At 71.7% G+C, this 26,497-nt stretch carries 22 protein-coding genes; 11 read left to right on the forward strand and 11 right to left on the reverse strand.

What is annotated here, in order from left to right:
- The 3 genes from VGI02_RS18745 to VGI02_RS18755 all read left to right on the forward strand — a co-directional run.
- The coding region (locus VGI02_RS18745) for a GAF domain-containing protein (RefSeq protein ID WP_331629609.1) at positions 1-1,210 on the forward strand (1,210 nt) is incomplete at its 5' end.
- Between the two features lie 133 nt (positions 1,211-1,343).
- The gene (locus tag VGI02_RS18750) at positions 1,344-1,907 is read left to right on the forward strand and encodes an HdeD family acid-resistance protein (RefSeq protein WP_331629611.1); all 564 of its coding nucleotides are present in this window, start codon (positions 1,344-1,346) and stop codon (positions 1,905-1,907) included.
- A 107-nt stretch (positions 1,908-2,014) separates the two neighbouring features.
- Positions 2,015-2,767 carry a LamB/YcsF family protein gene (locus VGI02_RS18755; protein WP_331629613.1) on the forward strand — a complete coding sequence of 251 codons (753 nt, stop codon included), beginning with the start codon at positions 2,015-2,017 and terminating at the stop codon, positions 2,765-2,767.
- A gap of 32 nt (positions 2,768-2,799) precedes the next feature.
- Here VGI02_RS18755 and VGI02_RS18760 read toward each other — a convergent pair whose 3' ends face one another.
- The 6 genes from VGI02_RS18760 to VGI02_RS18785 form a co-directional block, all read right to left on the reverse strand.
- Complete coding sequence (locus VGI02_RS18760; protein ID WP_331629615.1) at positions 2,800-4,140, reverse strand: acetyl-CoA carboxylase biotin carboxylase subunit; 1,341 nt, start codon at positions 4,138-4,140, stop codon at positions 2,800-2,802.
- Positions 4,137-4,379: an acetyl-CoA carboxylase gene (locus VGI02_RS18765; RefSeq protein WP_331629616.1), complete on the reverse strand. Its 243-nt coding sequence runs from the start codon at positions 4,377-4,379 to the stop codon at positions 4,137-4,139. Before VGI02_RS18765 ends, VGI02_RS18760 begins: the two co-directional genes overlap by 4 nt.
- 22 nt (positions 4,380-4,401) lie before the next feature.
- Entirely contained in the window at positions 4,402-5,373 is a 972-nt protein-coding gene (locus VGI02_RS18770; RefSeq protein WP_331629617.1) for a 5-oxoprolinase subunit C family protein, read from the reverse strand.
- Positions 5,370-6,290: a 5-oxoprolinase subunit B family protein gene (locus VGI02_RS18775; RefSeq protein ID WP_331629619.1), complete on the reverse strand. Its 921-nt coding sequence runs from the start codon at positions 6,288-6,290 to the stop codon at positions 5,370-5,372. Before VGI02_RS18775 ends, VGI02_RS18770 begins: the two co-directional genes overlap by 4 nt.
- Before the next feature lie 91 nt (positions 6,291-6,381).
- Entirely contained in the window at positions 6,382-6,927 is a 546-nt protein-coding gene (locus tag VGI02_RS18780; RefSeq protein WP_331629621.1) for a hypothetical protein, read from the reverse strand.
- A 6-nt stretch (positions 6,928-6,933) separates the two neighbouring features.
- Positions 6,934-7,677, reverse strand: coding sequence for a TetR/AcrR family transcriptional regulator (locus VGI02_RS18785; RefSeq protein WP_331629623.1), 744 nt, complete (start codon positions 7,675-7,677; stop codon positions 6,934-6,936).
- A gap of 423 nt (positions 7,678-8,100) precedes the next feature.
- Between VGI02_RS18785 and VGI02_RS18790 the strand changes: the two genes are divergently transcribed.
- Genes VGI02_RS18790 through VGI02_RS18820 form a run of 7 tightly spaced genes read left to right on the forward strand, consistent with a single transcriptional unit; the run spans position 8,101 to position 19,485 of the window.
- On the forward strand, positions 8,101-9,807 hold the full coding sequence (locus VGI02_RS18790; protein ID WP_331629625.1) for a thiamine pyrophosphate-binding protein: 1,707 nt from the start codon (positions 8,101-8,103) through the stop codon (positions 9,805-9,807).
- A 37-nt stretch (positions 9,808-9,844) separates the two neighbouring features.
- Positions 9,845-11,560, forward strand: a complete 1,716-nt coding sequence (locus VGI02_RS18795) for a thiamine pyrophosphate-binding protein (protein ID WP_331629627.1) — start codon at positions 9,845-9,847, stop codon at positions 11,558-11,560.
- A gap of 52 nt (positions 11,561-11,612) precedes the next feature.
- Positions 11,613-14,492 carry a peroxidase family protein gene (locus VGI02_RS18800; protein WP_331629629.1) on the forward strand — a complete coding sequence of 960 codons (2,880 nt, stop codon included), beginning with the start codon at positions 11,613-11,615 and terminating at the stop codon, positions 14,490-14,492.
- Positions 14,489-15,865: a hypothetical protein gene (locus tag VGI02_RS18805; RefSeq protein WP_331629631.1), complete on the forward strand. Its 1,377-nt coding sequence runs from the start codon at positions 14,489-14,491 to the stop codon at positions 15,863-15,865. The genes VGI02_RS18800 and VGI02_RS18805 overlap by 4 nt, the downstream gene beginning before the upstream one ends.
- Positions 15,862-17,622, forward strand: a complete 1,761-nt coding sequence (locus VGI02_RS18810; protein WP_331629633.1) for a hypothetical protein — start codon at positions 15,862-15,864, stop codon at positions 17,620-17,622. The genes VGI02_RS18805 and VGI02_RS18810 overlap by 4 nt, the downstream gene beginning before the upstream one ends.
- Position 17,623: 1 nt before the next feature.
- The gene (locus VGI02_RS18815; protein WP_331629635.1) at positions 17,624-18,301 is read left to right on the forward strand and encodes a hypothetical protein; all 678 of its coding nucleotides are present in this window, start codon (positions 17,624-17,626) and stop codon (positions 18,299-18,301) included.
- Positions 18,298-19,485 (forward strand): patatin-like phospholipase family protein, encoded by a 1,188-nt coding sequence (locus tag VGI02_RS18820; RefSeq protein WP_331629637.1) that lies wholly within the window; start codon positions 18,298-18,300, stop codon positions 19,483-19,485. The genes VGI02_RS18815 and VGI02_RS18820 overlap by 4 nt, the downstream gene beginning before the upstream one ends.
- A gap of 188 nt (positions 19,486-19,673) precedes the next feature.
- Here the strand turns inward: VGI02_RS18820 and VGI02_RS18825 are convergent, their stop codons facing one another.
- From VGI02_RS18825 to VGI02_RS18840, 4 genes are all read right to left on the reverse strand, one after another.
- Positions 19,674-20,003, reverse strand: a complete 330-nt coding sequence (locus tag VGI02_RS18825; protein ID WP_331629639.1) for a cupin domain-containing protein — start codon at positions 20,001-20,003, stop codon at positions 19,674-19,676.
- Positions 20,004-20,096: 93 nt separating this feature from the next.
- Positions 20,097-20,630 carry a hypothetical protein gene (locus VGI02_RS18830; RefSeq protein WP_331629641.1) on the reverse strand — a complete coding sequence of 178 codons (534 nt, stop codon included), beginning with the start codon at positions 20,628-20,630 and terminating at the stop codon, positions 20,097-20,099.
- A gap of 2 nt (positions 20,631-20,632) precedes the next feature.
- A complete protein-coding gene (locus tag VGI02_RS18835) occupies positions 20,633-21,766 on the reverse strand; it encodes a phosphotransferase family protein (RefSeq protein ID WP_331629643.1) in 1,134 nt (377 codons plus the stop codon).
- 35 nt (positions 21,767-21,801) lie between these two features.
- Positions 21,802-22,809 carry a DUF7064 domain-containing protein gene (locus VGI02_RS18840; RefSeq protein ID WP_331629645.1) on the reverse strand — a complete coding sequence of 336 codons (1,008 nt, stop codon included), beginning with the start codon at positions 22,807-22,809 and terminating at the stop codon, positions 21,802-21,804.
- A gap of 131 nt (positions 22,810-22,940) precedes the next feature.
- On the opposite strand from VGI02_RS18840, the gene VGI02_RS18845 reads away from it, so the two are divergent.
- Positions 22,941-25,982, forward strand: a complete 3,042-nt coding sequence (locus tag VGI02_RS18845) for an AfsR/SARP family transcriptional regulator (protein WP_331629647.1) — start codon at positions 22,941-22,943, stop codon at positions 25,980-25,982.
- Positions 25,983-26,008: 26 nt separating this feature from the next.
- Here the strand turns inward: VGI02_RS18845 and VGI02_RS18850 are convergent.
- The coding region (locus VGI02_RS18850; protein WP_331629649.1) for a helix-turn-helix transcriptional regulator at positions 26,009-26,497 on the reverse strand (489 nt) is incomplete at its 5' end.

Consider the following 26,497-nt stretch of genomic DNA (forward strand, 5'->3'; position numbering starts at 1 on the left):
CGCTGCGGCCGAGATGACCGGGGCCCGCCACGCGGTCCTCGGAGTGATCGAGGGAGGGCGCCTCGCGACCCTCCTCGACGAGCTCGACGCGGAGACCAGGGCCCGGATCGGAGCGCTACCGGTCGGGACCGGTGTGCTCGGTGCCCCGGGGCGTTCCGTGCTGCCGCCGCGGGTGCCCGACCGGGACCGACGGGCTCCTGCCGACGTGGTGCTCGGCCGGCGCGAGGCGTCGTCCTTCCTCGGCGTCCCGATCCGGGTCCGGGGTCGCGTGGTCGGCGAGCTGTACGTGATCGACAAGGTGGTGCCGAGCGCGGAAATCTCCGGGGCCGGCCGTGACGATCCGGGGCTCGTGACGGTGGCGCCGTTCGACGACGACGACCACGATCTCCTCATCACGGTCGCCCAGGTCGTGGCAGGCGCGATCGACACCGCCGCGCTGCTGGTCGACGCGTACCGCCGCTGCCTCGTCGAGGCCGGGATCGCCCGCCTCGCCACCGACCTGCTGAGCGTCACCGCCGATCCTCCCGCCGCCGGTCGTGGGCCCGGGGAGGACCCGGAACCGGCCCTCGACGCGGTGGGCCATCTGCTCGACGCCGCGATGGACCTGACCGGCTCGTTCGGTGCGGCCGTCGCCGAACCCGGGGGCGGACACCCGCAGCAGATGCGGATCACGTACGCCCGCGGAGCCATGAGGGTCCGGCTCGGTCAGGCCGTGGACCGCCCGGGATCGTTGTTCGGCCTGCTCTCCGGTTCCGTCGCCGGTGGACCGGTGGTGCTCGAGGACATCGAAGCCGATCCGCGGTTCGCGGTGGCCGCAAGCGGCATGCCCCTGGCCGGGCCCGCGGTCGTGGTCGACCTCGGAGGCGGCGACGACCGGACGGGCATCCTGCTGCTGATCCGCACCCGGGATCGGGGCGTCTATCCACCGGAGGACCTCGAGCTGCTGCAACTGCTGGGCACGCGGGCAGGCACGGCGCTGCGCGCGCACCAGGCCAACCGTCGGCGTCTGACCCTGAGCACCCTCGAGCACCGCGAGCGCCTGGCCCTCTCGCTGCAGGACACGGTGTTCGACGAGCTCCTGCGCCTCTCGACCCGCCTGAGCAGCCTCGCCAGCCGGACGACCCCGTTGCGCCACGAGCTGGTCGAGGAGTCCCGCCACGTCGACGGGCTCCTCACCCGGCTGCGGACGACGCTGTTCTCCGAGCTGTAGCGACGCCGGCCCGCTCGGGACCTTCGGTCCGGGCGCGGTAGCGCGTTCGGCACTGCCCGTCCCGGATGCGGGCCGCCTACACCTCGTGCCAGAGCCGCGCGATCGGTGCGGATTGCTCGAGGAGGGATGACCGGTGAGCGAGTCGACATCGGAGAGGCACAGGTCGGGCTGGGACGTCGCGCTCGGCGTGGTGCTGTTGGTGGTGGGTCTGATCGTCCTCGCGAACGCCGTCGTGGCGACCGTGGCGTCGATCTACTTCGTCGGGTGGGCGGCGGTGATCGGGGGCGTCGTCCTGCTGGTGCAGGCCGTCGTCGGCCGTAAATCCGGTGGGTTCTGGTCGCTGGCCCTGGGCGGCACGGTGCTCCTGGTCCTCGGCGTGTTCGTCCTGCGCAACCCGGCCGCCGGGCTCGTGAGCCTCACCCTCGTGGCGGGGGCGCTGTTCCTCGTCACGGGCGTCACCAGGATCGCCGTGTCCGGTCAGGTGCCGGAGATGCGCTGGCTGCTGGTGACCAGTGGTGTCATCTCGGTCGTGCTCGGGCTGGTCGTGCTCGTGAACCTCATGACGGCGAGCCTGGTGGTGTTCGGGATCCTGCTCGGGGTCCAGATCGTGATCGAGGGGGCGACCCTGCTCTTCGCGGGACGCCGGCCCGCATCGCGTCCGGAGGCCACGCCGCAGGCACACCGCGCCCCCGCCTGACGGCCGGGTGCATCACCTGGGCCGGTGTCCGCGTCGCGGTCACGCTTCCGGCCGTCGGCCGCGTCTGATGCGATGGGTCTCGACATCACCCGACCCCGGGAGGCCCGGTGCAGACCCTCGTCGACCTCAACGCGGACGCCGGCGAGAGCCTGGGCCGGTGGAAGCTCGGGCACGACGCCGAGCTCATGACCCAGGTGACGTCGGTGAACGTCGCGTGCGGTTTCCACGCCAGCGACCCGGTGACGATGCGGGAGTCGGTGCGCACCGCGGTGCGCACCGGCACCGCGATCGGCGCGCATCCGGGCCTGCCCGATCTCGTGGGCTTCGGTCGCCGACGGATGGCGCTGCGCCCGGACGAGGCCGCCCAGATCGTGCTCTACCAGGTGGGTGCGCTCCAGGCGACCGCACGTGCGGAGGGCGCCGAGGTGGTGCACGTGAAGCCGCACGGCGCGCTGTACGGCATGGCCCTGACCGACGACGAGATCACCACTGCGGTGACCGAGGCCGTGATGCGGCTCGACCCCGCGTTGATGATCTTCTGGCTGGCCGGGCCGACGGCGGATCTGGCGGCGGGACTCGGGGCGAAGGTCGTGCGCGAGGGGTTCGCCGACCTGGAGTACGACGACGACGGGCGCATCATCGTCGAGCCCGACCCGCTGGCGAAGGACCCCGACGCCGTCGCCCAGCAGGCCGTCGACCTGCTCGAGGGGCACGTGACGTCGACCTCGGGGCGCCGGCTGTCCGTCGAGGTCGACACGATCTGCCTGCACGGGGACCGGCCCAACGCCGTCGAGGTCTGTCAGGCCATCGCGGCGCGCTTCGACGCGCTCGGCGTCGAGCGGCGCGCGCCGCGCATGTGAACGCATTTCGTCGCCCTGACGACGAAATCTGTTCACATGGCGAAGCCTTCGAGGAAGGTGATGTCGTAGGTGCCGGCGACGACGGTGGGGTCGTCGAGCAGGCGCCGGTGCAGCGGGATCGTCGTCGGCACGCCCTCGACGGTGTACTCGGCGAGGGCCCGGCGGCCGCGCGCGACCGCGGCGTCCCGGTCGGGTGCCCAGACCGCGAGCTTGGCGACCAGCGAGTCGTAGAACGGCGGGATGACATCGCCCGCGGCGAGTGCGGTGTCCACCCGCACCCCGGGCCCGCCGGGTAGTTCGAGCGCCGTCACCTCGCCCGGGGTCGGCAGGAAGTCGTCGGCGGGGTCCTCGGCGTTGACCCGGAACTCGAGGGCCGCGCCGCGGCAGGCGATCTCGTCCTGGCGCACGGGGAGCGGCTCGCCGTCGGCCACCCGGAGCTGGAGGGCGACGAGGTCCAGGCCCGTGACGAGCTCGGTGACGGGGTGCTCGACCTGGATGCGGGTGTTCATCTCGATGAAGAAGAACTCGCCCTCCCCGTCGAGGAGGAACTCGACGGTCCCCGCGCCGACGTAGCCGACCTCGCGAGCCAGCGAGACCGCCGCGTCGCACATCGCCGTCCGCACACCCGGGTCCAGGCCCGGGGCGGGCGCCTCCTCGAGCACCTTCTGACGGCGGCGCTGCATCGAGCAGTCCCGCTCGTAGCAGTGCACGACGCTGCCGTGGGTGTCGGCGAGCACCTGCACCTCGACGTGCTTGGGGTGGGGGAGCGCGCGCTCGAGGTAGACGACGTCGGAGCCGAACGCCGACGCCGCCTCCCGCTGGGCCTCGGCGACGACCCGCCGCAGTTCGTCGTCGGAGGCCGCGGGCCGGATCCCGCGCCCGCCGCCCCCGGCCGCGGCCTTGACCAGCACCGGGTAGCCGATCCGGGCCGCCGCGCTCACCGCGTCGTCGACGGAGGCGAGCTCGTCGCTGCCCGGGACCACCGGCACCCCGGCCCGCGCCGCGACGGCCCGCGCCGCCGCCTTGTCACCCATGCGGGCGATGACGTCCGCGGGGGGCCCGACCCACACGAGGCCCGCGTCGGTGACGGCCTGCGCGAAGGAGGACCGCTCCGAGAGGAACCCGTATCCCGGGTGCACGGCATCCGCCCCCGACGACCGCGCGGCCGCCAGCAGCGCGTCGGGATCCAGGTAGCTCTTCGCCGCCGAGGACTTCCCGATGTGCACCGCCTGATCGGCGTGCCGCACGTGCGCCGCGCCTGCGTCCGCGTCGGAGTAGACGGCGACCGAGCGCAGCCCCCGCTCCCGGCACGCACGGATCACCCGCAGCGCGATCTCGCCGCGGTTGGCGACCAGGACCGACGAGATCGTCACGTGTCCAGTTCCACCAGCGTCTGACCGATCGTGACCTCGTCCTCGTTGTCCACCAGCCAGCGGGCGACGGTGCCCGCGGTGTCGGTCTTCACCTCGCGGTAGGTCTTCATGACCTCGATCAGCCCGATGGTGTCGCCCTCGGCCACCGTGGCCCCGTCCTCGACGTAGGGCTCGGCGTCGGGGGAGGGGCGGCGGTAGAAGACCCCGGGGGTGCGTGCGCTGATCGTGTGGCTGGCCACTGGCTCCTCCTCGGACGGCCCCTCAGGCGAGGGCGCTGCGGACACGGTCGAGCCGGGTGGCCCGGTCGCGGCGGATGGCGAGCGCCTCGTCGAGGTCGACGGGCACGAACCGGGTGTGGTCGCCGGTCTTGGTCTGGGCGAGCCGGTCGCGGTCCGCGCTCACGACGGTGCCGAGGGTCGCGTAGCCGCCGCCGGTCACCGCGTCCTGCAGCAGCACGATCGGCTCCACCCCGCCGGGCACCTGCACCGAGCCGACGGGGTAGCCGCAGTCGGTGACGTTGGCGGGGTCGCTGCCCGCCCCGAACGGCTGCTTGCGAGGCACGAACTCCAGCTCGGCACCGCGGTACCGGTACCCCACGCGGTTGGCGTCCGGGGTCACCTTCCACGCGGTGGACGTGAACCGCTCGAGCGAGTCGGGGGTCAGGCGGTAGCTGTGCAGCCCCACCAGCAGCCGCAGCTCGGCCGTCGTCGGGTGGACGGGGACGTCGGCCGGGTCGACGCGGCGCCCGGCCCGCGGGTCGACGGCGGCGTCGCCGATCGCCAGCTCGTCGCCCTCCGCGAGGGCCCGGCCGCCGAAGCCGCCGATCCCGACCAGGGTGTAGGTGGACCGGCTGCCGTAGTAGGTCGGCACCGCGATGCCCCCGGCGACGGCGACGTAGGGGCGTGCCCCCGCCGCCAGCTGACCGAACGCCATCGTCTGACCGGCGCGGACCGCCAGCGACTCCCACGTCGGGACCGGCTCGCCGTCGACCGTCACCGGGATGTCGGCGCCGGTGACGGCGACGACGGTGTCGGTGGTGAACTCGAGCGTCGGCCCGAGGTAGACCGCCTCCAGGGACGCGGTGCCCGGCGCATTGCCGACCAGCGCGTTCCCGACGTGGTAGGCGTACGAGTCCAGTGCCCCGGACGGCGGGAAGCCGATCGCGTAGTGACCGAAGCGGCCCGTGTCCTGCACGGTCGTCTCCAGCCCGGGGTCGCGCACGACGATGCTCATCGGTCCAGCTCCCCCACCAGTGCGCTGTTGGTCGCGTCGGGGTCGGCGAGCCAGCGCGACGGGGAGAACTGCACCGGCCGGGAGTGATAGCGCCAGGCCCCTGCGTCGACGACGCCGCGGACCTCGTCGTACTCGTCCTGGCCGATGCGCCGGAACCGGATCAGGTCGCCGTGCCGGAAGTAGACCACCGAGTCGTTCTCCGCGAAGTCCGGCTGCACCTGGGCGCCGTCGAAGATCGGGGCCGGTGCCGATCCGAAGAGCTGGTAGCCGCCCGCACCCTTGACCGGGTAGATGACCGCGAAGGCCCCGCCGAAGCCGAACGCCCGCTCCGGGGTCTCGGTGCGGGGCCGCACGTACTTCGGCACCTCGACCTGGCGTTCGCGGGGCACCAGCTGGAAGCACCAGGGCAGCCCGGGGACGAAGCCCATCATCGTGACCAGGTACGGCGAGCCGGCGAGGGCGTCGATGAACGACTCGGCGGAGTCGTAGCCGTTGATGCGTGCGCCGTAGTCGAGGTCGGTCCCCGACGGGTCCTGGTGCCGGTCGCGGAAGCGCATGAGGACCTCGTGGGTCCACGGGTCGGCGAACATGATCGGGACGTCGACGATGCGGGTGTCGACGGCGAACGCGGGGTCCGACGACGCCGACCCGACGTCGGACTCGATGCGCTGCAGCTCGCGGACCAGGTCGCGCGGGTGCACCCGGTCGGGATCGACGCGGACCATGTACGAGGCGTTGGACGGACAGATCTCCTCGACGCCGGGGATCGATTCCTCCCGCAGCCGACGGGTGATCGCGAGCGAGGCGAAATGCGCCGGCAGGCTCATCTCCGCGGAGATCTCCACATAGACGAACTCGTCGCCCCCGAAGTCGTACCGGGTCCCGCTTGCGCTCGTGGTCCCGATCACATCGGTCATGGGTCCACTGTGGCGGCCCGGGCGCCGGGGCACCAGAGGCAGCGCCCCGCCGGACCGCGACCGGGACGCTGCGCACCGACGGCAGCTGCACTCATCCCGGCGGTGCACCCGACCCGCCGGGCCCGGTGGGCCGCAGCGCGTCGTGCAGGTCGTCGAGGCTGCCGGCGAGGTCCTGCAGCGGTTGGGACCACGGTCCGCCCCGCTCGGCGAGGCGGGCGAGCCGGTGGGCTTCGCGGAGCAGGTTGCGGGCGAGGCCGACCGGTTCGTCCTGCACCGCGACGGCGACGGCGAGCTCGCGCAGGGTCCGGACGAGCCCCTGGATCTCGTGTCGGTGCTCGGGGTCCTCCAGCCGGAGGGCGATGCGGTCGAGCTCGTCGCAGATCGCCAGCAGCTCGCTGCGCGCCGCACGGCGCAGGGTGGTCCGGCGGATCTCGGTGCTGACGGCGTCGAACACCCGGGGATCACGCTCGGCGACGGTCAGGGCCGCGCCGATCAGGTCGGGGCTGCCCGCGTAGCGGACGCCGTCGGGGCTGGGGACGCGACCGAGACGTTCGGCCAGGGCGCCGAGCAGGCGCTGCAGCCGCTGATGGTCCTCCTCGTCCAGGGACACCAGGAACCGGGGTGGATGCTCCGACATCGGCCCTCAGCCCGGCCGGGAGCTGCGGTGTGCGGGGGCGAGGTGGTCGAGCGGAGCCGCGAGCAGGCGGTGCGCGAGCCCCAGCAGGCGCTCGGCGGTGTCGTCCCGGTCGAGCTCGGGCACCAGCACGTAGCTCACCGCCGCGCGGACGAGGGTGTCGACGGCGTCCTCGAGGACCACGTCCGGTCGCGGCGGATGGTGTGCCCGCAGATACGTCGACAACAGCCGTCTGGCCTCGGCCAGGATCGGCGCGCTCCGGACGGTCAGGAAGGACAGCAGGGCCGCGTCGTCGTGATCGGTGGACAGCACGGCCGCGAGGAGCGGGCTGGCTTCCCGGGCGCGCAGGGTGGCGCGGAACGCGCCGAGCAGGCCGACGTCCCACGAGCGGGAGTGCGCCAACGCCCGGGCGATCTCGCCGAGCAACCGGTCGGCCTCGCGGGCGACGAGCGCGCGGGCGAGCCCGTGCTTGGTGCCGAACTCCCGGAAGACCGTGGAGCGGGCCACTCCGGTCGTTCTGGCGAGCTCGGTCATCCGGAGCTGCTGCCATCCGTGCTCGACCGCCGCGGCGGCCGCCGTGTCGAGCACCCGGTTGCGCACCTTCTCGCGGAACTCGTCACGCAGCGACGGTGGCGCCCCGACCGACGCCCCGGACCCCGGGCGAGCCGGGCGGAGCTCCACCACCTCGCTGTGCTGCGACGGGGAGCGGCTACTGCCCGGTCTCATGTGCAGCAGTTCCCGGTTCTCGCCCATGGGGAGCCTCCGCGCCGATCGGGTCGATGAGCGCGCCCCAGGAGCTCGAGGCGCGTTCGGTCCGGTCGGGTATCGCCGCAGACCAGGCTGGCGTTACCAAATCGTGATGCGCCTTCGATGAAGATCGCTCCGGTGACTTCCCCCGTGGCTCCCTCGTCCGCACGGTGAGCCCGGAGTCGAACCACGGTTACGCGGCAGTCGGCTGCCTGATCACCCCAGCCTCACGGTCCCGAGGCGTCCTACCCCGCTTCCGCGCACAGCCGCCGTTTTTCCGGATCAACGAGCCAGCCGTCGCGGGTCGGATCATCTCGTACTCATTGCTACCTACGGTGATCGTTACTGGTCTATTCAGGTTGCAGGGAGGACAAAGTGCGAGGCTCTCGGTCACTCTCGGGAGACATGCCGCCGGGGGGAGGTCGCGGAATGCGAATTTACGAGGCAATCGTCCGGGGGCTCGAGGGGGTCGGGGTCGACACGGCGTTCGGGGGCAATGGCGAGAACGTGGCGAGCCTGGCGCTCGCCCTGGAACGCTCGTCGATCCGCTCGATCATGACCCGGCACGAGCAGGCGGCGTCGTTCATGGCCTGCGGGTACGCGATGTACACGAACCGCCTGGGCGTGTGCTTCGCGACCGTCGGTCCGGGGGCGTTCAATCTGCTCTCCGGGATGGCGGTCGCACTGTCGGACTCCTACCCGGTCCTGGCCGTCACCGGCTTCGTCTCCCTGGGACGACGGGGCCGTGGCGCAAGCAACGACACCTCCGGGCTGAACCGCACGCCGGATTCCCAGGCGATGTTCGCGGCGACCACCAAGCGTTCGTACCTGATCACCGATTCTGCCGACGTCTGCGACGTCCTCGAGGAGGCGGTGAACGTCGCGTTCGAGGGCCGTCCGGGGCCGGTGCATATCGGCGTGCCGCAGGACTTGACCCACCGTACTCACGCGGTGCACAACTACCGCGACATCTCCCTCGAGGTCGCCCCCGTGCGGCCTGACCCCCACCGGGTACAGGAGATCGCGACGACGCTGGCCGGCGCCCTCGCCGCGGGGCGACGGGTGGTCGCCCTGGTCGGCTTCGGCGCCGTCCGCAGCGCCGCGGACGAGGAGGTGGGCCGCTTCGCCGAGCGGTTCCAGGTCCCGGTGGTCACCACGCTCGACGGCAAGGGAATTCTCGCCGAGGACCACCCGATGTGCGCGGGCGTCTTCTCGGAGAGCGGGCACGGCCGCGCGGCGAAGACGTTCCGCGAGGCCGATGTCGTCCTCGCGATCGGCAACTCGTTCAACCAACACGCCACGTTCGGATTCCAGGACGATCTGTTCGAGGGACGGACCCTCGTCCACGTCAACATCTCCGAGCTGGAGATCGACAAGGTCTACAAGGCCGACCATGCGCTGGTGGCCGACGCCCGCCTCGGGATACGCGCGCTCACAGAGGCGCTCGACGGACGGGTCGGACGGATCGCGCCGGTCGAGGTCCGCCAGGGACGCGAGGCGGGACGCCACCTCCCGCACCTGACCGGTGACATCCATCCCGGGCACCTGGCGCAGGCGATCGGGCGGATGCTCCCGCCGCGCGGGGTGCTCCTCGCCGACGCGGGCGCGCACCTCGCCTGGCTCGGCTACTTCACTGCGCTCGAGGCGGGCCAGAACTTCCGCAAGACGGGCGGCTTCGGACCGATGGCCGGCCACGTCAACGGCGCCATCGGAGTCAAGGCCGCGCAGCCCGAGCGCACCGTCGTGGTCGGCTGCGGCGACGGCTGCTACTCGATGGCTGGGTTCGAACTGATGACTGCCGTCGAGAACGACCTACCCGTGATCTGGGTGATCTTCAACGACGGCGAGTACAAACTCGTCCGGCTCTACCAGCTCGCCACCTACGGCCACAGCGCGCTCGTCGAGTTCCGCAACCCCGACTTCGCCGCCTACGCCCGAGCCTGCGGCGCAGACGGCTACCACGTCGACACCCTCGAGGCCTTCGAGGCGGCCTTCACCGTCGCGCTCGGGTCGGGCCGTCCGACGGTGATCGACGCGACGATCACGCGTTGGGCGCTGCCCCGCTACTCCGGTTCGGCCGACGGGGTCCTCGCGGGGGTCGTCGACATGGTGGGCGACCGCCTCCGCGGCGAATGACGCCGGACGACCACGACATCCACCGAGAGGAGACGACGTGCGGGTCTACGAAGCCATCGTCAAGGGGCTCGAGAGCATCGGCGTGCAGGCCGCCTTCGGCGGGGCGGGCGAGAACGCGGCCAGCCTGATGCTCGCGCTCAAGGACTCCCCGACCATCAACCCGATCATCGCCCGTCATGAGCAGGCGGCCTCGTTCATGGCCTGCGGGTATGCGATGTACAACAACCGGCTGGGCTTCTGCTTCGCCACCGCCGGACCGGGAGCGTTCAACCTGTTCTCCGGGCTGGCCGTGGCCCTGTCCGATTCCTATCCCGTGCTCGCCGTCTCCGGCTACGCATCGCAGGCATGGGAGGGCCGTGGGTCGCTGAACGAGACCTCCGGGAAGAACGGCACGCCGGACTCGAGGGCGATGTTCCGTGCGACCACGAAGAAGGCGTTCTTCCTGACCGACCCGGCCCAGGCCTGTGACACGCTCGAGGAGGCCGTCAACGTCGCCTTCGAGGGCCGGCCCGGCCCGGTGCACATCACGGTCCCCGAGGACCTGACCCACCGCGGCGTGTCGGTCGACAACTACCGCGACATCGAGCTGCGGGTCGAGCCCGTCCGCCCCGACCCGGCCGAGGTCGACGCCGCCGCCGCGAGCGTGGCCGAGGCCATCGGCGCGGGCCGTTCGGTGGTCGCCCTGGTCGGCTTCGGCGCGATCCGCAGTGGCGCGGGCAAGGAAGTCCGTCGCTTCGTCGAGCGGTTCCAGCTGCCGGTGCTGACCACGCTCGACGGCAAGGGGATCGTCTCGGAGAACCACCCGCTCAACGTCGGCGTCTTCGCGGACAGCGGGCACGCCAGTGCCTGGAAGGCGTTCCGCGAGGCCGACGTCGTCGTCGCCATCGGCAACTCGCTCAACCAGCACGCCACCTTCAACTACCGGGACGACCTGTTCGAGGGCAAGGTCCTCGTCCACGTCAACATCCTCCGGCGCGAGATCGGCAAGGCGTACAGGGCCGCACATCCGATCGTCGCGGATGCGGCGCTCGGGGTCGCCGCCCTGACCGAGGCACTGGAGGCCCGGGTGGGGCCGCAGCCGCGGCGCACGGTCGACGGGCGCGACTACGAGGCCCGCCGCATCCCGCACCTGTTCAGCCGGATCCACCCCGGTCAGCTCGCCCAGACGATGGGTCGCCTGCTGCCACCGGGCGGGGTCCTGCTTGCCGACGCCGGCGCACACCTGGCCTGGCTGGGGTACTACGTCGAGCTGGAGGAGGGCCAGAACTTCCGCAAGGCAGGCACGTTCGGGCCGATGGCGGGGCACGTCAACGGCGCGATCGGGCTCAAGGTCGCCCACCCGGAGCGCACCGTGGTCGTCGGGTGCGGCGACGGCTGTTATTCGCTGGCCGGGTTCGAGCTCATGACCGCCGTCGAGCACAGCCTCCCGGTGATCTGGGTGATCTTCGACGACGGCGAGTTCAAGCTGATCAAGCTCTACCAGGCCACGACCTACTTCGACACCGGGCTGGTCGAGTTCGAGAATCCGGACTTCGCCGCCTACGCGCGGGCCTGCGGCGCGGACGGCTACACGGTGGACACCCTCGAGGACTTCGAGACCGCCTACCGGGCGGCGCTGGCCTCGGGACGGCCCACCGTGATCGACGCGAAGATCACCCGCTGGGCCGTCCCGCATTACAGCCCGTCGCCCGACGGCATCATCTCCGGCCTGGTCGAGATGGTCGAGCAGCGGTTCCGCCAGCAGCAGCACTGATCCCAGCGCGCGGCGGTGACTCCGCGGCGCGTGCCACCACCGTGGAGGACGCATGGACGTCACCTGGACCGAGGAGTACGCCGGCGGCTCTCCCGAGGCTGAGCGACTGGAGTTCGCCGAGATGGCAAAGGAGATCCTGGACCTGCAGCTCACGGCGAAACAGCAGGCGGACGGCGACGGCGTCGTCCATGGCGTCCAACGGGCGTTCCACGCCCGCTCGACGTTCGTCACCACCGAGGCCGAGCTGCGCTTCCTCGACCTGCCTGCCGACCTGGCGGCCGGGTTCGCGCGGTCCGGGCGCCGATACCCGACCACGGTCCGGTTCTCCAACGCCGCAGGCAAGGGCGCCCCCGACTTCGAGCCGGATCTGCGCGGAGTCGCCCTGCGAGTCACCGTGGACCACGACGAGCAGCACGACCTGCTGATGACCAACTTCCCGACGTCGCACGCCCGCGACGCGCGCCAGTTCGTCGCGTTCGCGGTGGCGACGGCGGGGGGCACGCCCGCGCGGGTCGCGGGCCTCGCCGCGCTCGTCGCGCGCTTCGGTCCGTTCGAAGTGGCCCGCATGCTGCGCAACGTGCTGAAGGCGCGCGGCAAACGCGTCCGCGGTGTGGCCTCCGAGACCTACTGGAGCCGGGGCGCGATCCGGTGGGGCTCGACCCTTGCCGTGCGCTACCTGCTGCGGCCCGAGCCGGGCAGCGACCCGGGTCCGGAACCGTCGGCGACGGTCCCCGACTACCTGTCGCGGGAGATGGCAGACCGCCTGACCCGCGGCGACGTACGGCTCGAGCTGTGCGTCCAGCGCTACATCGACGCGCGTAGGACCCCCATCGAGGACACCGCCGTGGAATGGACCGAGGCCGCGTCACCGCCGGTGCCCGTCGCCATCCTCACGATCCCGCGGCGAAGGCTGGACGCCGCTCATGACGACGCCGAGGCCCTCGTGCGGGCCCGCGGTGTCGACGACCTCTCGTTCAACCCGTGGAACACCACGGACGGGTTCCGCCCGCTGGGCAATCTCAACCGCGCCCGCAAGGCCGCCTACGACGCGAGTGCCGCACACCGGCTCGGCACACGCTGGGCGAGCCGTCCACCCGTGCGCAACGTGGTGGTCGGGGCCGCCGTCCGCGAGACGTTCGGGCTGCTGAACCGGTTGGTCGAATGGCACCGCTGGCCGGTGCCGGTGGCGCTGCTCAACCTGGAGGCGTTCCGGCTGGTGCTGCGTCGAGCCAACTTGATCGACACCGAGCCCCACGAGGCGCCCCCGCAAGTCCGCCCCGTGCCCTCGCTACCGCCGGAGGACACACGGGCGCACCGGACCTTCGTAGGTACCGACAACGACCTCTCAGAGCCGCAGATGGGGGCGATCGGCGCGGCCTTCGGGCGCAACCTGGCCCCGGACCTGCGCCCGGACCTGTTCGACGAGCCCAACCCGATCACGGTCAGCGACCGGCTGCTGGCCCGCGACTCGTTCCGTCCCGCACCCTCGCTCAACCTCCTGGCCGCGGCCTGGATCCAGTTCCAGGTCCACGATTGGGTCCACCACGCCCGTTCCCCACTCGGTCACGACGACGTCCGGGTGCCGTTGCCCGAAGGCGTGCCGTCCTGGGTCAACGTCGTGGGTGGCGACCCGGAGGCGGAGATGCGGATCGGCGGGAACATCCCGCTGGACGGCCATGGCGGGGACGCGGGGCAGGCTCCGGTGTTCGGCAACACCGTCTCCCACTGGTGGGACGGGTCGGAGGTCTACGGCAGCGACCCGATCTCGGCGGAGAAGCTGCGGGACGGACCGAAGCTGCGGCTCACCGCCGCCGGGTACCTCCCCGAGGACGTCTCCGGCATGGAGATCACCGGCTTCAACGAGAGCTGGTGGCTCGGTCTCTCGACGATGCACACCCTCTTCGCACGGGAGCACAACCTGCTGTGCGACGAGCTACGCGCCCAGTACCGGAGCTGGAGCGACGACCGCGTCTATCACACGGCCCGGCTCGTCGTGGCCGCCCTCATCGCCAAGATCCACACAGTCGAGTGGACCCCGGCGATCCTCGGGACGCGGGCGATCGACCTCGGCCTCCACAGCAACTGGAACGGTCCCCCGGCCGACGACCTGCTCTCCCGCCTCGGACTCTGGCTGGTCGACGCGCACTCCCTGACCGGGATCCCCAGCACCAAGCCAGACCATCACGGCGTGCCGTTCTCGCTCACCGAGGACTTCGTGACGGTCTACCGGATGCACCCGTTGCTGCCCGACGATTACGTGCTGCTCGACCACGAGCACGGCGGAGTGCTCGGCCGCTACACCTTCCCGGAGATCCAGGGCGGGAGCACCGACGAACTGATGCGCTCGACCGGACTCGAGAACGTGCTGTTCTCCTTCGGCGTCGCGAATCCCGGGGCGATCTCGCTGCACAACTTCCCGCGCTCCCTGCGCACCTTCGAGCGCGACGGCGAGCGGGTCGACCTCGCCGTGGCGGACCTGGTGCGCACCCGCCGTCGCGGCGTGCCCCGGTACAACGACTTCCGCGCGGGGCTGCACAAGCCACGGATCCGCCGCTGGGAGGACTTCCCCTCGGACCCCGACACGATCGCCGAGTTGCGTGAGGTCTACGGCAGCGTCGACCGGGTCGACACCATGGTCGGGCTGTTCGCCGAGACCCCTCCCCCCGGGTTCGGCTTCTCCGACACCGCATTCCGCATCTTCATCCTGATGGCCTCGAGGCGGCTCCAGAGCGACCGCTTCCTGACCGCGGACTTCCGGCCCGAGGTGTACTCGCCGTTCGGGATGGACTGGATCGCCCGCACCGGGATGAAGGAGATCGTGCTGCGGCACTGCCCGGAGCTGGCGACGATGCTGCCCCCGGACGCCAGCGCCTTCGCGCCGTGGCGGATCCCGGCCGCGCACGCCGCACCGCAGGCGGGGAGCCGACGATGACCGGCACCGTGAGCGGCAGCGGGCTCGGAGCCCTCCTCGACCGTCCACTGCTCGAGACCATCCTGCGCAGGCGCACGCACCGCGTCAGTCGCGGCAGCGCGGTGACCGCGGGCTCGATGAGCTACACATCGACCCTCGAGCGCGAGCCGCTGTCCGCGCTCGAGGAGGCGATGCTCATCGCGCTGACCGGGTGCACCGGGCTGACCATGCCCGACCGGCCCTTCGCGGACCCGCGCAACGGTGCTCCGATCATGGCCAAGCCCAACCTCAACATGGTCGGTCGTAGCGCAGGCAGCCCCGACAACGCCCAGGGCACCCACTTCTTCCTCATCAACGACAGCGGGACCTTCTTCCTGCGCAAGCTCCCTCCGCCGGAGGACCCGTCGGACGCCCTGACGCCGGAGGTGCTCCTGGCCCGCGCCGAGCAGGCCAAGGTGCGGCTGCTCGACCACCGCCTCGACGTGCCCGACGGCCGCCGCGACTTTCCGGCCTACCTGGACTCGAACCGGTTCCTGTCCAACCTGCCGGGCACGACGATCCTCCTACCGGTCGTCGACCTGTCCCGCCAGTACGTCAACGGGATGATGTACCTCCTGACCCAGCCCGAAGGGGCCCGGCCCACGGTCGTCGACGACCGTAACTTCTACCGGCCGGCGGGTGTCCGGCGCTGGATGCGCAACGGGTTCCTCAACCCGGATCTCAAGCTGCCGCTGGGTTCGATCTGGGCCATGCGCACGCAGATCGAGGCCGATCTGCTGCTGCAGAACCTCATGCTGGTGGCCGACGCCATGGGGCTGGGTGCGTGGATCCACGCCTCGATCTCCCCGCCGGTGCTGCTGGGCGACCCGAAGTTCCGCGGGACCTACGGCCCGATGCTCGGGTTCGATTTCGCGACGCCGCGATGGCATCCCGCCGACATGCTGCGCTGGCAGGTCCCCCTGCCCCGGTACGCCGACCTCCGGGCGGTGCCCGTCGCCCTGCGCCACCGGGGAGAGGACCTCATTGCGGCCACCTGCCCGCCGAACTATCCCTCGATGGCAGCCGCCGTCGACGACGTGGTGGCCTCGAAGTTCGGTCCCCACGGGCTCTACGCCGACCGGCCGACGTTCGATCGGATCTATCGGGACGGATACGGGGCCGAGTACCTCAAGGAGGCCGGCGTCTACTCCGAGCAGGTCATCGACTGCGCCCGGGACATCTGCGCCTACATCTACGAGACCCATGGCCGCTTCCCGGCGCACGTCGAGCCGATCCACGTCCCGGGGGTCTGGTTGCAGGCCCACCACGTCGAGGAGGGCTACTACGAACGGTTCTTCCGGGGCGGGCTGACCGACGCCCACCGCCATCACGATCAGGATTGGCACACCCCATGAGCCCTCTGACTGCCCACTGCGGGATCTACGTGGCGGTCAACGAGGCCGGGGTCCGCCGGGTCCTCCGCCACGTCACGCGACAGCGCCCGTCCCTGATCGCCTATGGCACCGCCGGGATCGTGGCGAACCCCTCCCGCCTCTGCGGCCCCCTCGACCCCGCCCCGATCGTCCTCCAACGGGGCAGGCCGCTCGTGACGGTGATGGACCCGCTACCGGTGCTGGGCACGAGCGCACCCGCCTATCAGGTGGACTACGGCGTACAGGTGTCCGCTCTCGAGGTCGACTTCGCTCCGGGCCAGATGGCTCTACCTGCGGAGCTCGGGTCGCTCGGCGAGCAGCAGCTGGCGCTCCACGTCGGGCTGACGGCCGGGGTGGGCTGCCCCTCCGACCTCACGTCCCGGCCGGGCGAGGACCCGGTGATCCTCCCGGTCGACCACCTGACCTGCTTCGCGCTCGACCTCTACGCGGTGGTCGGCATGACCTTCGTCGGCGCTCCCGGGCCGCAGCACCTCCATGCCCTGCTCGGCGGCCTGGAGATCGTCGACCTCGGACCGGCAGGGATGGAGGAGCTCGTCGAGTGCTATCTGGGACTCGTCGTGCGTCTCGCGGTCCTTCCCCGGCTCGAGGCCCCGGTCATCGAGATCGTGCAATCCGTGCTGGGGGCGACGATCCAGCTCGATCCCACTCCGACCGGCCCCGACGTCCCACACAATCCCGCGGTGGAGGCCGACCAGCTCGCGGTCATGCTCGAGGCGACCGCGACAACCGGGGGAGGAGGCGGTGGGGGTGGCGGCGGAGCCACGGCGGACCGGGGCGACGTGCGACCCCGGGTCCGGAACGGCGCCTTCGATCTGACCGCCGCAGTATCCGAGCGCACGTTCCGGGACCTGTTCGCCGGTATTCGGGACGGCTTCCGCCTCGCCCGCTCCGACTCCCGCGACTTCGGGACCTTCACCCTCGGCTACGACCTCGCGCTACACCTGGCCCGGGGATCGGTGGACCTCGAGGCGGACGGCGCGGTACACGTGCGCGAGCTGGATGTGGTGTTCGACCACCTCGGGGTCAGTCTCGGTATCGACCTACCGTCGTTCTGTGTCGGAGGCTTCTGCCTGATCCCGAACCCGTTCGGCGGATGCATTCTCCGGGCACCTCGGTTCTGTCTGTTCGAGGACGACCCGGACATCGTGATCCCGCTGGACCTCGGCGGGCTGATCACCTCCGAGCTCTCGGCAGTCCTGGCCCTGCTCGTCCGCTACCGCGTTGACCCGACTCGACCCGCCGGGATGAACGACTGGGACGCCCACGATGCCGGGCTGGCCAACCACTGGCAGGTGCTGCTCGACCCGACCCGTGTCGACATCGACCTGTTCGACATCGCAGACACGCTCGGCGACCTGCTGGAGCGCGCCGTGGACGCCGCCGTGGACGGGATGCTCGGCGGACTGCCGGGCTGGGCGCGCGATCTCGCCAAGGCCATCCTCGGGTCCGCCATCGATGTCCTGCGCAGCGTGCTCGACGTCGGCGACGACCTCTCCGAGTGGCTCGCGGACCGGCTCGGTGTAGGCCTGGGCCTGTTCAACGTGATCACGGCCGCGGTCGCGGCGCACCTCACGTCCCGGCGGCCCATCGAGTTCGAGGACCCGTTCCCCGTCCCAGAGAACCCCCTACCGCCGCTGCCCTTCCTCATCCCCATCGAGTACCTGGGTGTGCAGGTGCAGGACAGCGAGGCCATTCTCACCGTCGACATCGGAGACTGACGTGCCACCGACGATCGCCTTCCGCCTCGTGCAGCAGACCTCTTTCGACAGCGGGGTGCCGAGCGGCACCGCCGTCATTGCCCATCCCGTGGCCACCACCGGGTCCTTCACGATTTCCATCATCAAGGGAGCGGAGGAGGTGGTCCGTCGCCGCAGTCTCATCGTCGGACCGGCGCCCGGGGCCCGGGCCGCGTCGGGTGCCGTCTCGGTGGACCTCGTCGTCCCCGCCGTAGCGACCGCGGACCTCGAGGCGCCGCTCGAGGTCGCCGCCGGCGGGTGGGCGACGTTCTCGGCCTCGAGCGGGGACGGCGCCGCCGTGAGGATCACCGACGCGCAGGGTGGGACCGAGTTCGACAGCCGCCGGCTCGGCGCGGGCGACCTGTTCGCCGTCACCCTGGTCCGACCGGGCCGGTACCGCGTCACCGAGACCGGCAGTGGGATCACCCTCGATGCCCGCGTCACGTATCCGCGCCCAGGGCCCACGCCGTACCGACCGGCCGACCCACAACGCGTCCACTTCGCGGCAGGCTTCGACCCCGCCACGGTGGAGCTCGGACCGGGTCAGGGCCTCGTCGTCGAGGTCGGGGAGGTCGCGCACATGGTCGTCGAGCTCATCGAGCCTGACGACGGCCCGGCTCCTGACGACAGGGCGCGACGTCCCCGGTGGAGCCGGCGATGAGCCCGGTGGCGGATCGCGAAGGCGGCCCGGTGGCGGTGGTCATCGCCGGTGCCGGAGCGCGCGGGGCGTACGAGGCCGGAGTGCTCTCGGAGGTGCTGCCGCGCCTCGACGAGGAAGGCGTGCGGCCGTCCCTGTACGTGGGTACGAGCGCCGGAGCGATCAATGCGACGTTGTTCGCGGCGCACGCCCACCGTCCGGTGAAGGAGCAGGTCGACGCGGCCCTCGAGGTGTGGCGCGAGCTGACGATGGCCGACGTCGTCCGTCCGGTCCTGCAAACGGCACCGACCGCCCTCGGGCGACTGCTCGCGCAGATGTCCCACCTGCCCGGTGCGCACCCGACCAGCCTGCTCGACACCGCACCACTCCGGGCGACGGCGCAGCGGATGGGCCACTGGGACCAGCTACGGGAGAACATCGACGACGGGACTGTCGGCCTCGCTGTGGTGGCCACCGCGGCCGACGGCGGGCGCACCGTGGTATTCGTCGACCGCGACGGAGGCGCCCTGCCGGAGACCGATCAGACCAGGGCCATCGAGTATTCTTCGGTGCGGGTCGACGCGACCCACGTGGTTGCCTCGGCGGCCATCCCGATGGTGTTCCCGCCGGTGCGTGTCGAGGCTCCGCCCGAGCAGGCCGGGTGGTTCGTCGATGGCGGAATGCGTCTCAACGCGCCCCTGAAGCCGGCTATCCAGCTCGGCGCGAAGCGGTTGGTCGTGGTGGCCACCCACCCGGTGGCCAACCCGCCCGAGCTCGCCCGCGACGCGCCACCGCCCGATCTCGACGACGCGATGGTCTCCTTCGTCGACGTGGCCCTCGTCGACCGCATGGTCGAGGACGTCCGGACCCTGGCCAAGGTCAACGAGAGTCCGGGCGAGTCGCGGAGCGTAGTCCCGTTCCTCTTCGTCGGCCCGCCGCGACGAGGAACGCTGGCCGCTGTCGCCGCCCGGTGCTACGACGAGCGCGCCGGCGGCCCGGCGTCCTGGTGGCAAACCCTGCGGCGGCCCGATCTCGCCCTCTTCGACTGGCTGATCGGGGGCGACGGACTGCGGCGCGGCGATCTGTTGAGCTACATCTACTTCGACCCGGCCTTCACCAAGGCAGCGATCGAACTCGGGCAGAACGACGCGCGACGCCTGCTCGGAGACGGTCCCGTGCCATGGAGCCCGCCCGCTCCGTCCGCGTGATCGGAGCCACGAGTCCGCAGATCGAGCCGACCGGGGAATCTGCGAAACCAGATACCGCAGCTCCCTTGAGGGGGTGAGCACAAACCTTGTCGGAAACGCCAGGCAACTGACTTTGCCTGCGGGTGCGCACATGCACCGGCGCAACGAGTGGCCGGCCCCTCCGTCGCGGCCTCGAGCCGGCCGATGCGTCAGCGGACGACCACGGTGAGCAGCACGACGCTGCTCTCCGAGGCCTCGAGCCGGTGGGAGGCCGCCGGGATGATGAGGAGGTCGCCGCGTCGGCCGTCCCAGGAATCGCCCCCGGCGACGAGACGGATTCGGCCGCTGTGCACCTGGAGGGTGGCCTCGCCCGGACTCTCGTGCTCGGCCAGTGCGCTGCCCGCGGTGAGCGCGATCAAGGTCTGCCGCAGCGAGTGCTCGTGGCCTCCGTGGACCGTGCGGGCCGCTCGGCCGCTCGTCGACGCGGTCGCGCGTTCGAGCAGCTCACGGGCGAGGGCGTCCAACGACAGCTTCTGCATCGAGGCGTCCTTCCGTACGGCCCGGGTCGCGGGCACCGGATGGCGCCGATGCCCGCCACGCCTACGCCCCCGAGTATGGCCGACCGGCGCGGGTCAGGCGGCCGGTTCGCGAGCTCCCCTCGACTGCTCCCGCAGGACGCCGGCCACGTCGGCGGCGACGTTCCTCGGGAAGCCGGTCATCCGGGTCCACGCGAGCTCCCGCTCGGTCTGGCGGACGGCCACCCGGGAGACCAGCTGCCGGGCTGTCAGCGCCACCGCCGGATCCTGCCGGGCCAGCAGCGTGAACACCGCGTCGGTGTCCCGCTTGAGCGCCCGGGTCTGCTCGCGCAGTCCCGCCAGGTCGTGCGGCGACTCGGCCGTCGCGTCGAGGACGGCCTGTGCATCGCCCACGTCGTCCCCGGGGGCCATCGCCAGGAGGGACGACAGGAGATCCCGGTAGTCGGTGTGCTCGACGACCTCGTAGCGGTGCTCGGATTCGACGACGTCCATGGCCCAGTCGAGGCTGGCCAGGACGAGCCCCGCCTGCTCCCGCGCGAAATCGGCGTCGGCGTCCAGGGCGGGCACGACGGTCTTGGCCAGGGTGTGTCGAATGGCGGCGAGCTGTTGGGAGACGGAGGGAACCACCATGATCATCGCTCCTCGGGGCCGACGACCTGGTTCAGCAGGTCGTTGTTGTAGAAGCCGAGCCCGGCCAGGAAGTTCTGCATGACGTCGAGATGGGTCATGCGCTCGGCGGCGTTGCGGGGGCCGGTGGCGATCAGAGCGACGACGGCCCAGTACATGTTCAGCACCATGTAGTAGTCGAGCCGGGCGGGATCGACGGAGAGCCCGGAGAGCCGCTCGTACTCGGCGATCAGATCGGCCCGGGTGACCAGGGCCGAGCAGTAGAACTCGCCGGTCGACCCGTCCCGGTAGCCCCAGCCCTCCATCATCGCGTAGGCGAGGTCGTGGTGGCGGTCGCCGAGGTAGGTGAGCTCCCAGTCGAGGATCGCGGTGATCCGGCCGTCCGCCTCGTCGAAGAGGAAGTTCCCGTTGCGGTAGTCGCCGTGCAGCAGGGACACGTGGTCGACCGCCGGGCGATGGCGCCACAGCCAGTCGCGGGTCAGGGTGACCGTCGGATGCGGCTCGAAACTGTCCTCGGCCCACGCGCGATCGATGGCCGCCAGTCGCCAGTCCAGGGCCTCGGTGGTCCCCGCGGCCGGCTGGTCGAAGGAGGGCAGCGCGCACTCCTCCCACTCGAGGCGGTGCAGTGCGGCGATGTGCCGGACGAACTGCTCGGCCAGAACGGGCCGGAGGCGCGGTCCGTACGTGGTGCCCAGGCCCGACGCGGTCTTCGACCCCTCGGCCGGGCTCGCCACGCCGGTCACCAGCTCGCAGATCAGGGCGGGGGAGCCGAGGTCGTCGGGGTTCTCGGTCGTCCAGAACACCTCGGGGACCGGCAGCGTGCCGTGAGCCGCACGGAGTGCCTCGAACTCCCGGGAGCGCGCGGTCTCGACCATGGACGCGGGCGGGTCCATCCGCAGCACCATCCGGTCGTGGCGCGGCGCGCCGTCCCGGGTCCAGTCGAGGTCGAAGACGAACTGTTCCTTGGAGGCCCCGCCCGGGAGCCGGCGGAGGCGCTCGAGCCGGAAATCGCCCTCGACCCGGGCGGCGAGGAACCCGCGGAGGCGTTCGGCGACGAGGTCGAGCACCGGCGGGTCGTGGGTGACCACGCCGCGGCGGGCCATCTTGCGGTCGAGCGTCGTCGCGACCGTGCGTTCCACGGGGTGCGTCCGTTCCACGGTGCTCACCATCGAGATCACCCTCCGATCAGTGCGGTCGAGGAGCCGACACGGGCGTGGGGCGAGAGACGGTCGCCGAGCCAGTCCATGCCGAAGATGTCGCCCTGCTCGGCGTGCGCGACGCGGTCGCCGTCGGTGTAGCGCATGAGGGTGTGGAAGCAGACGTACGCCGGGATGAACTGGTAGTACGGCGACCCGGCCACCGCGGAGCCGTGGAACACGAACTCGCGCCCCCGGGCGTCCTTGACCCACACCCGGTTGTTCACCGGGATCATGTCGACCCGCTCGGACTCCATCGTCGCCTCGACGATGCCGATGACCTGACCGTGCTCGTGCAGGTACCCGAAGCGCAGGCCGTCGTAGACGATCCGCCCGTCGCGCAGCGAGATCGCCATCGCGACGTGGACGCCGAACTCCTCGCCGAAGGGGATGTGCACCCAGCTCACGGCGCGCCCGCCCCACTCCTCGCGGGGGCCCCAGCTGCGGTCCATGCCCTCGTAGCAGTCGACCTCGTACCGCTTGCCCCGTAGCTCGAGCTCGCCGGTGATGTGGCCGATGACGTCGAGGTGGCCGTTGGCCCAGGCGTCGCCGTAGCCCATGTCGTCGCCACCCACGGCGAGCAGGGGGTTCTCCTTCGGGTCGTGCGTGTCGAAGGGCTGGTGCACCGAACGGAAGTCGAGGTCGAAGCTGCAGGCCCCGTGGGTGTCCCGGTAGGAGAACGTGAAGTCGCGCGGTGGCTTCGTCGCCTGGATCCGCAGGCCGTTGTCCAGGCTCATGTCGAGGAAGGACTCGGGGCAGGGGAGGTGCATCCGGGCGTCGACGAAGTCGATCTCGTAGGGCTGCGCGCGGAAGCCCTGGAACACGATGATCGACGAGGCGATCACGCCCAGGTTCGGGCGCGCCAGCACGTAGGCGTTGGCCAGGATGCCCGCCTCGGGCACCGAGAAGATGAGGACCTGGGTCTCGGCCCAGTTCGATGTCGCGGGATCCCGGTCGTGGAACTCGGAGTCGGATTCGATGATCAACGTGGCTCCTGGGGGCGGCACGGCGGGGCGGGGCCCGGCCGTCCGTGAGGGTCGAAGGGCGTCGCCGGAGACGCTAGGGTCGAGGCCGTAATCCGACCGGAACCGTCCTCGTCACCGGGTGCCGAACCACCGTGCCTGTTCCCCGCGCGAAGGTGCGCCCGCCCGGCGCGAACCGCTGGGTCGTGCCGCGGCCCCGACTGCGGGACAAGCTCGTGTCACTGGCCGACCGGTTCGCCCTCGTGTGGGTGGTCGGCACGGCAGGCGCCGGGAAGACCACGGCCGTCGCCGACGCCGTCGAGGTCATCGGCAAGCGGGGGGTCACCCGCACCGATGACGGCGACCGGGGGAGTGACCCGCCCGCCACGGCCTGGCTGACGCTGGATCTGACCGATCAGGCCCCGGGGCGTCTGCTGACCCATCTGGAGGACAGCCTGACCCAGGCCGTCGCCGAGCCGGTGTCGGCCGCGACCGATGCCCTGGCGACCGGGGTCCCCCACATCGAGGCCGCGGCGCTGCTCGGCGAGTCGGTCGGCGAGGTCCGCCTGCTCCTGGTGATCGACGAGGTCGAGCACCTCGGTGACGCCGAGCCGGCACGGGTCGTGCTGTCGGCGTTCATCCGCGGACTCGGCACGGGGGTGCGGGTGATCCTGGTGTCGCGCCGCGACGTGGTGATGCGGCTGGGGAGCCTGCGCGAGGTCGGGGGTGTCGGGCGGGTCGACGAGGTCGACCTGGCGTTCGACGTCCCCGAGGCCGCGCGTGTGCTGGAGGAGACGGGCCGGGCGTCGATGAGTGCCGAGGCCGCCGTCGAGTCGACCGGTGGGTGGGTCACGGGGGTGCTGTTCGAGGCGTGGCGGTCGCCGGACCACCGGCACGGCGAGGGGGGCGAGGCGGACGCGCTGAGCAGCTACCTGTCCTCGGAGATCATGGACGGTCTCCCCGAGCGCCTGCGGTGGTTCCTCGAGGCGACCTCGCTGTTGCACCAGGTCACGGTGCTCCGGGCCGAGGCCTTGGGACAGCGGGGCGCCCGGGCGGCCGTGGTCGATCTCCGGGCCCAGCACATCCCGGTCTGGTTCTCCGCCGACGGGACCGAGCTCCGTTGCCACCCGCGGTTCCGCGAGTACCTCCGGCGGCGCCTCGACGGCCGGCGGTACGACGACGTCGCCCGCCTGCATCTCGCCCACGGACACCTGCTGCTCGCCGAGGACTCCGTGGAGGACGCGGTGGAGGCGTTCCTGCTCGGCGGCGACCTCGACGCCGCCGAGCGGGCGAGTGAGACGGCGGCGCCCGAGGTGCTGCGCCGGGGGGACGTCGAGGTGGCGGGACGCTGGTTGGCGAGCTTCCGTCGCTCCACGGTGCACCGCTCCGAGGCGCTCACCCGCGCCGAACTGGCCGTCTCGATGGACCACGAGGCGTGGAGCGCGGGCGCAACCGCCGCCGACCGGTTGCTGGGCATGCTCCGTGAGGACTCGGCCGCACGGTCGCTCGAGCCGGGCCTCGCCGGCATGATCGGCACCTGCTTCCTGCACGTCGGCCGATTCGCCGACCTCACCGCAGTGATCACGAGCGCCAGGCCGGGCGCGGCCCGGAACACGTGGCGGATCGCGCTCGGGATGGACGTCGCCGACCATCCGGAGCACTACCGCGACCGGCCCGAGGACTGCGGAGAGATCGTCGACGGCCTGCTGCACCGCCTGGACCTGCTGCACGGGCGTTTCGGGCGACTCCTGACCGCCCGGCCCGCTCCGTGGGCCGCGGCCCGGTCGAGCCGGATCGCGGCCCTCGCCGCGGTGGGGCGATACGACGAGGCGCTGGAGCTGCAGGACCACTGGCCGTCGATCGAACGATCGCCGGCGATGACGCGGATCGCGGTCGATCTGCTGGTCGACCTGGGTCGGACCGACGAGGCCTTCACCGCGATGGAACGCGGTCGGGAAGTGGCGCTCCGGAGCAGCCAGTACTGCGCGATGCTGCACCACCTGCAGTCGGCCGCGGTGCTGCTGCGCGTCCATCGCGACGCCCACGCGGCGCGCGCCGCGCTGGACCGGGTGGCCGAGGATCCCGCCGCGGACCGCCACCTGCGGGTGGTCGAGCAGCTCGAGCTCTGGCGCGGCGTCGCCAGCCTCCAGCTCGAGGAACCGGAGGCCGCCGCGCGCCACCTGCGCCGGGCCGTGGCCACGATGCGCCACTGGGACCGGCAGTTCCACCTGCCCGCCGCGGCGGTCTATCTGGCCGAGGCGGAATGGCTGCTCGGGAACGAGGACGCCGCCGACGCCGCGGCGGACCACGCCCTGGCGGCCGCCCACGTCCAGGGTTCGGACCACCTGCTCATCCGAGCCCTGCACGAGTATCCGGCGGTCCTCGCCCGCCGGGTCGACGCCGAGGCCGGGACCGACTCACCCTGGCATGCACTCGGACGTGCACTTTTCCGTGACCGCTCGGTGTCCCACGGCGCGCGGGCCGTCACCTCGCACCTGCGGGAGTTCGGGGTTCCCGTCCTGCGCCACCGCGGCCACGACGTCGACCCCAGGCTGCGCCGCAGCCTCGAGGTCCTCGCCCATCTGGCGACCCACGACGGAGCGACGACGAAATCGGCGCTCCTCGGCGACCTGTTCGACGGGCGGACCGACGAGAAGGCGCGGTCCTACCTGCGCCAGGCCCTCAAGCGATTGCGCGACGCCCTGCCGGGGGAGGAGCTCGTTTTGGTACGCGGGGACGAGGTGCGCTGGACCGCCGGACGGCTCACCAGCGACGCGACCACGGTCCAGGCCTCGGCACACGAGACCATCCGCCTGCAGGGGCGTGCGAGGCTGGAGTCCGCCCACCGTCTGCTGTCGATCGTCGGGGGAGGCGAGTACTTCGCCGGGTCGGACACCGAATGGATCGTCGAGCGACGTCGTGCTCTGCAGCGCACCGCCCTCGACGTCGAGCTGGACGCGGCCACCGTCTCCTTCGAGATCGACGAGCTCGAGATGGCCAGGGAACACGCCGAGCGGGTCATCGCTCACGACCCGTACCGCGAGAGCGCCTGGCGGCTCTCGATGCGGATCGCGGCCGCCCTCGGTCACGACGACGACGTGATCGACCTGTTCCGGCGCTGCCGCGACCATCTCGCCGAGGTTCCCGTGGAACCCGCGGCGTCGACGCGGGCACTGCTCCATCAACTGCGGCGTTGACGCCCGCCATCAAGCGAAGCGGTGCGTCAGGAACCGGTCCCGCCGAGGTACCAGGCCGCCACCGCCGTCCGGGAGGTCCGTTCGGTCTTGTGCATGATGTTCCGCAGGTGGTTCTCCACCGTCCGATGGGAGAGCTGCAGCCGACGCGCGATCTCCCGGTTGCCCGCTCCCTCGGCGACGAGCGCGGCGATCTCGGTCTCCCGTGGTGAGAGCGGTCCCCGCGCGGAGCGGGAGCGTGCCGCCGCGAACGAGCCGACCTCGGCGACGAGAGGAGCCATCCCCACGTCGATCGCCAGCCGCCGGGCCTCGACCAGATGCTCGTCGGCCCGGCGTCGGGAGGCGACGGCGCGGGCGAGCTCGAGGTGGGCCATGGCCACCGACGGCAGGTCATGGTGGCTCTCGGCGGTCCACAGCGCCTCGCTGAGCCGGTTCTCGGCCTGCTCCGGCCGTCCGAGGAGCAGCGCGAGGCGGCCCAGGTGCAGGGTGACCGGCCCGTACGACGGGGTGTCGGCGCC

Source organism: Actinomycetospora sp. (assembly GCF_036497245.1).
Lineage (GTDB): Bacteria > Actinomycetota > Actinomycetes > Mycobacteriales > Pseudonocardiaceae > Actinomycetospora.

What these genes read in the sequence shown, in the direction of transcription:
- VGI02_RS18770 (WP_331629617.1), bottom strand. Translation starts at nt 5,373, where the DNA reads ATGAGCATCGTCGTGCGCGACCCCGGGCTGGAGACGACCGTGCAGGAC.
- VGI02_RS18775 (WP_331629619.1), bottom strand. Translation starts at nt 6,290, where the DNA reads ATGACCGATGTGATCGGGACCACGAGCGCAAGCGGGACCCGGTACGAC.
- VGI02_RS18780 (WP_331629621.1), bottom strand. Translation starts at nt 6,927, where the DNA reads ATGTCGGAGCATCCACCCCGGTTCCTGGTGTCCCTGGACGAGGAGGAC.
- VGI02_RS18785 (WP_331629623.1), bottom strand. Translation starts at nt 7,677, where the DNA reads ATGGGCGAGAACCGGGAACTGCTGCACATGAGACCGGGCAGTAGCCGC.
- VGI02_RS18790 (WP_331629625.1), top strand. Translation starts at nt 8,101, where the DNA reads ATGCGAATTTACGAGGCAATCGTCCGGGGGCTCGAGGGGGTCGGGGTC.
- VGI02_RS18800 (WP_331629629.1), top strand. Translation starts at nt 11,613, where the DNA reads ATGGACGTCACCTGGACCGAGGAGTACGCCGGCGGCTCTCCCGAGGCT.
- VGI02_RS18805 (WP_331629631.1), top strand. Translation starts at nt 14,489, where the DNA reads ATGACCGGCACCGTGAGCGGCAGCGGGCTCGGAGCCCTCCTCGACCGT.
- VGI02_RS18810 (WP_331629633.1), top strand. Translation starts at nt 15,862, where the DNA reads ATGAGCCCTCTGACTGCCCACTGCGGGATCTACGTGGCGGTCAACGAG.
- VGI02_RS18820 (WP_331629637.1), top strand. Translation starts at nt 18,298, where the DNA reads ATGAGCCCGGTGGCGGATCGCGAAGGCGGCCCGGTGGCGGTGGTCATC.
- VGI02_RS18825 (WP_331629639.1), bottom strand. Translation starts at nt 20,003, where the DNA reads ATGCAGAAGCTGTCGTTGGACGCCCTCGCCCGTGAGCTGCTCGAACGC.
- VGI02_RS18830 (WP_331629641.1), bottom strand. Translation starts at nt 20,630, where the DNA reads ATGGTGGTTCCCTCCGTCTCCCAACAGCTCGCCGCCATTCGACACACC.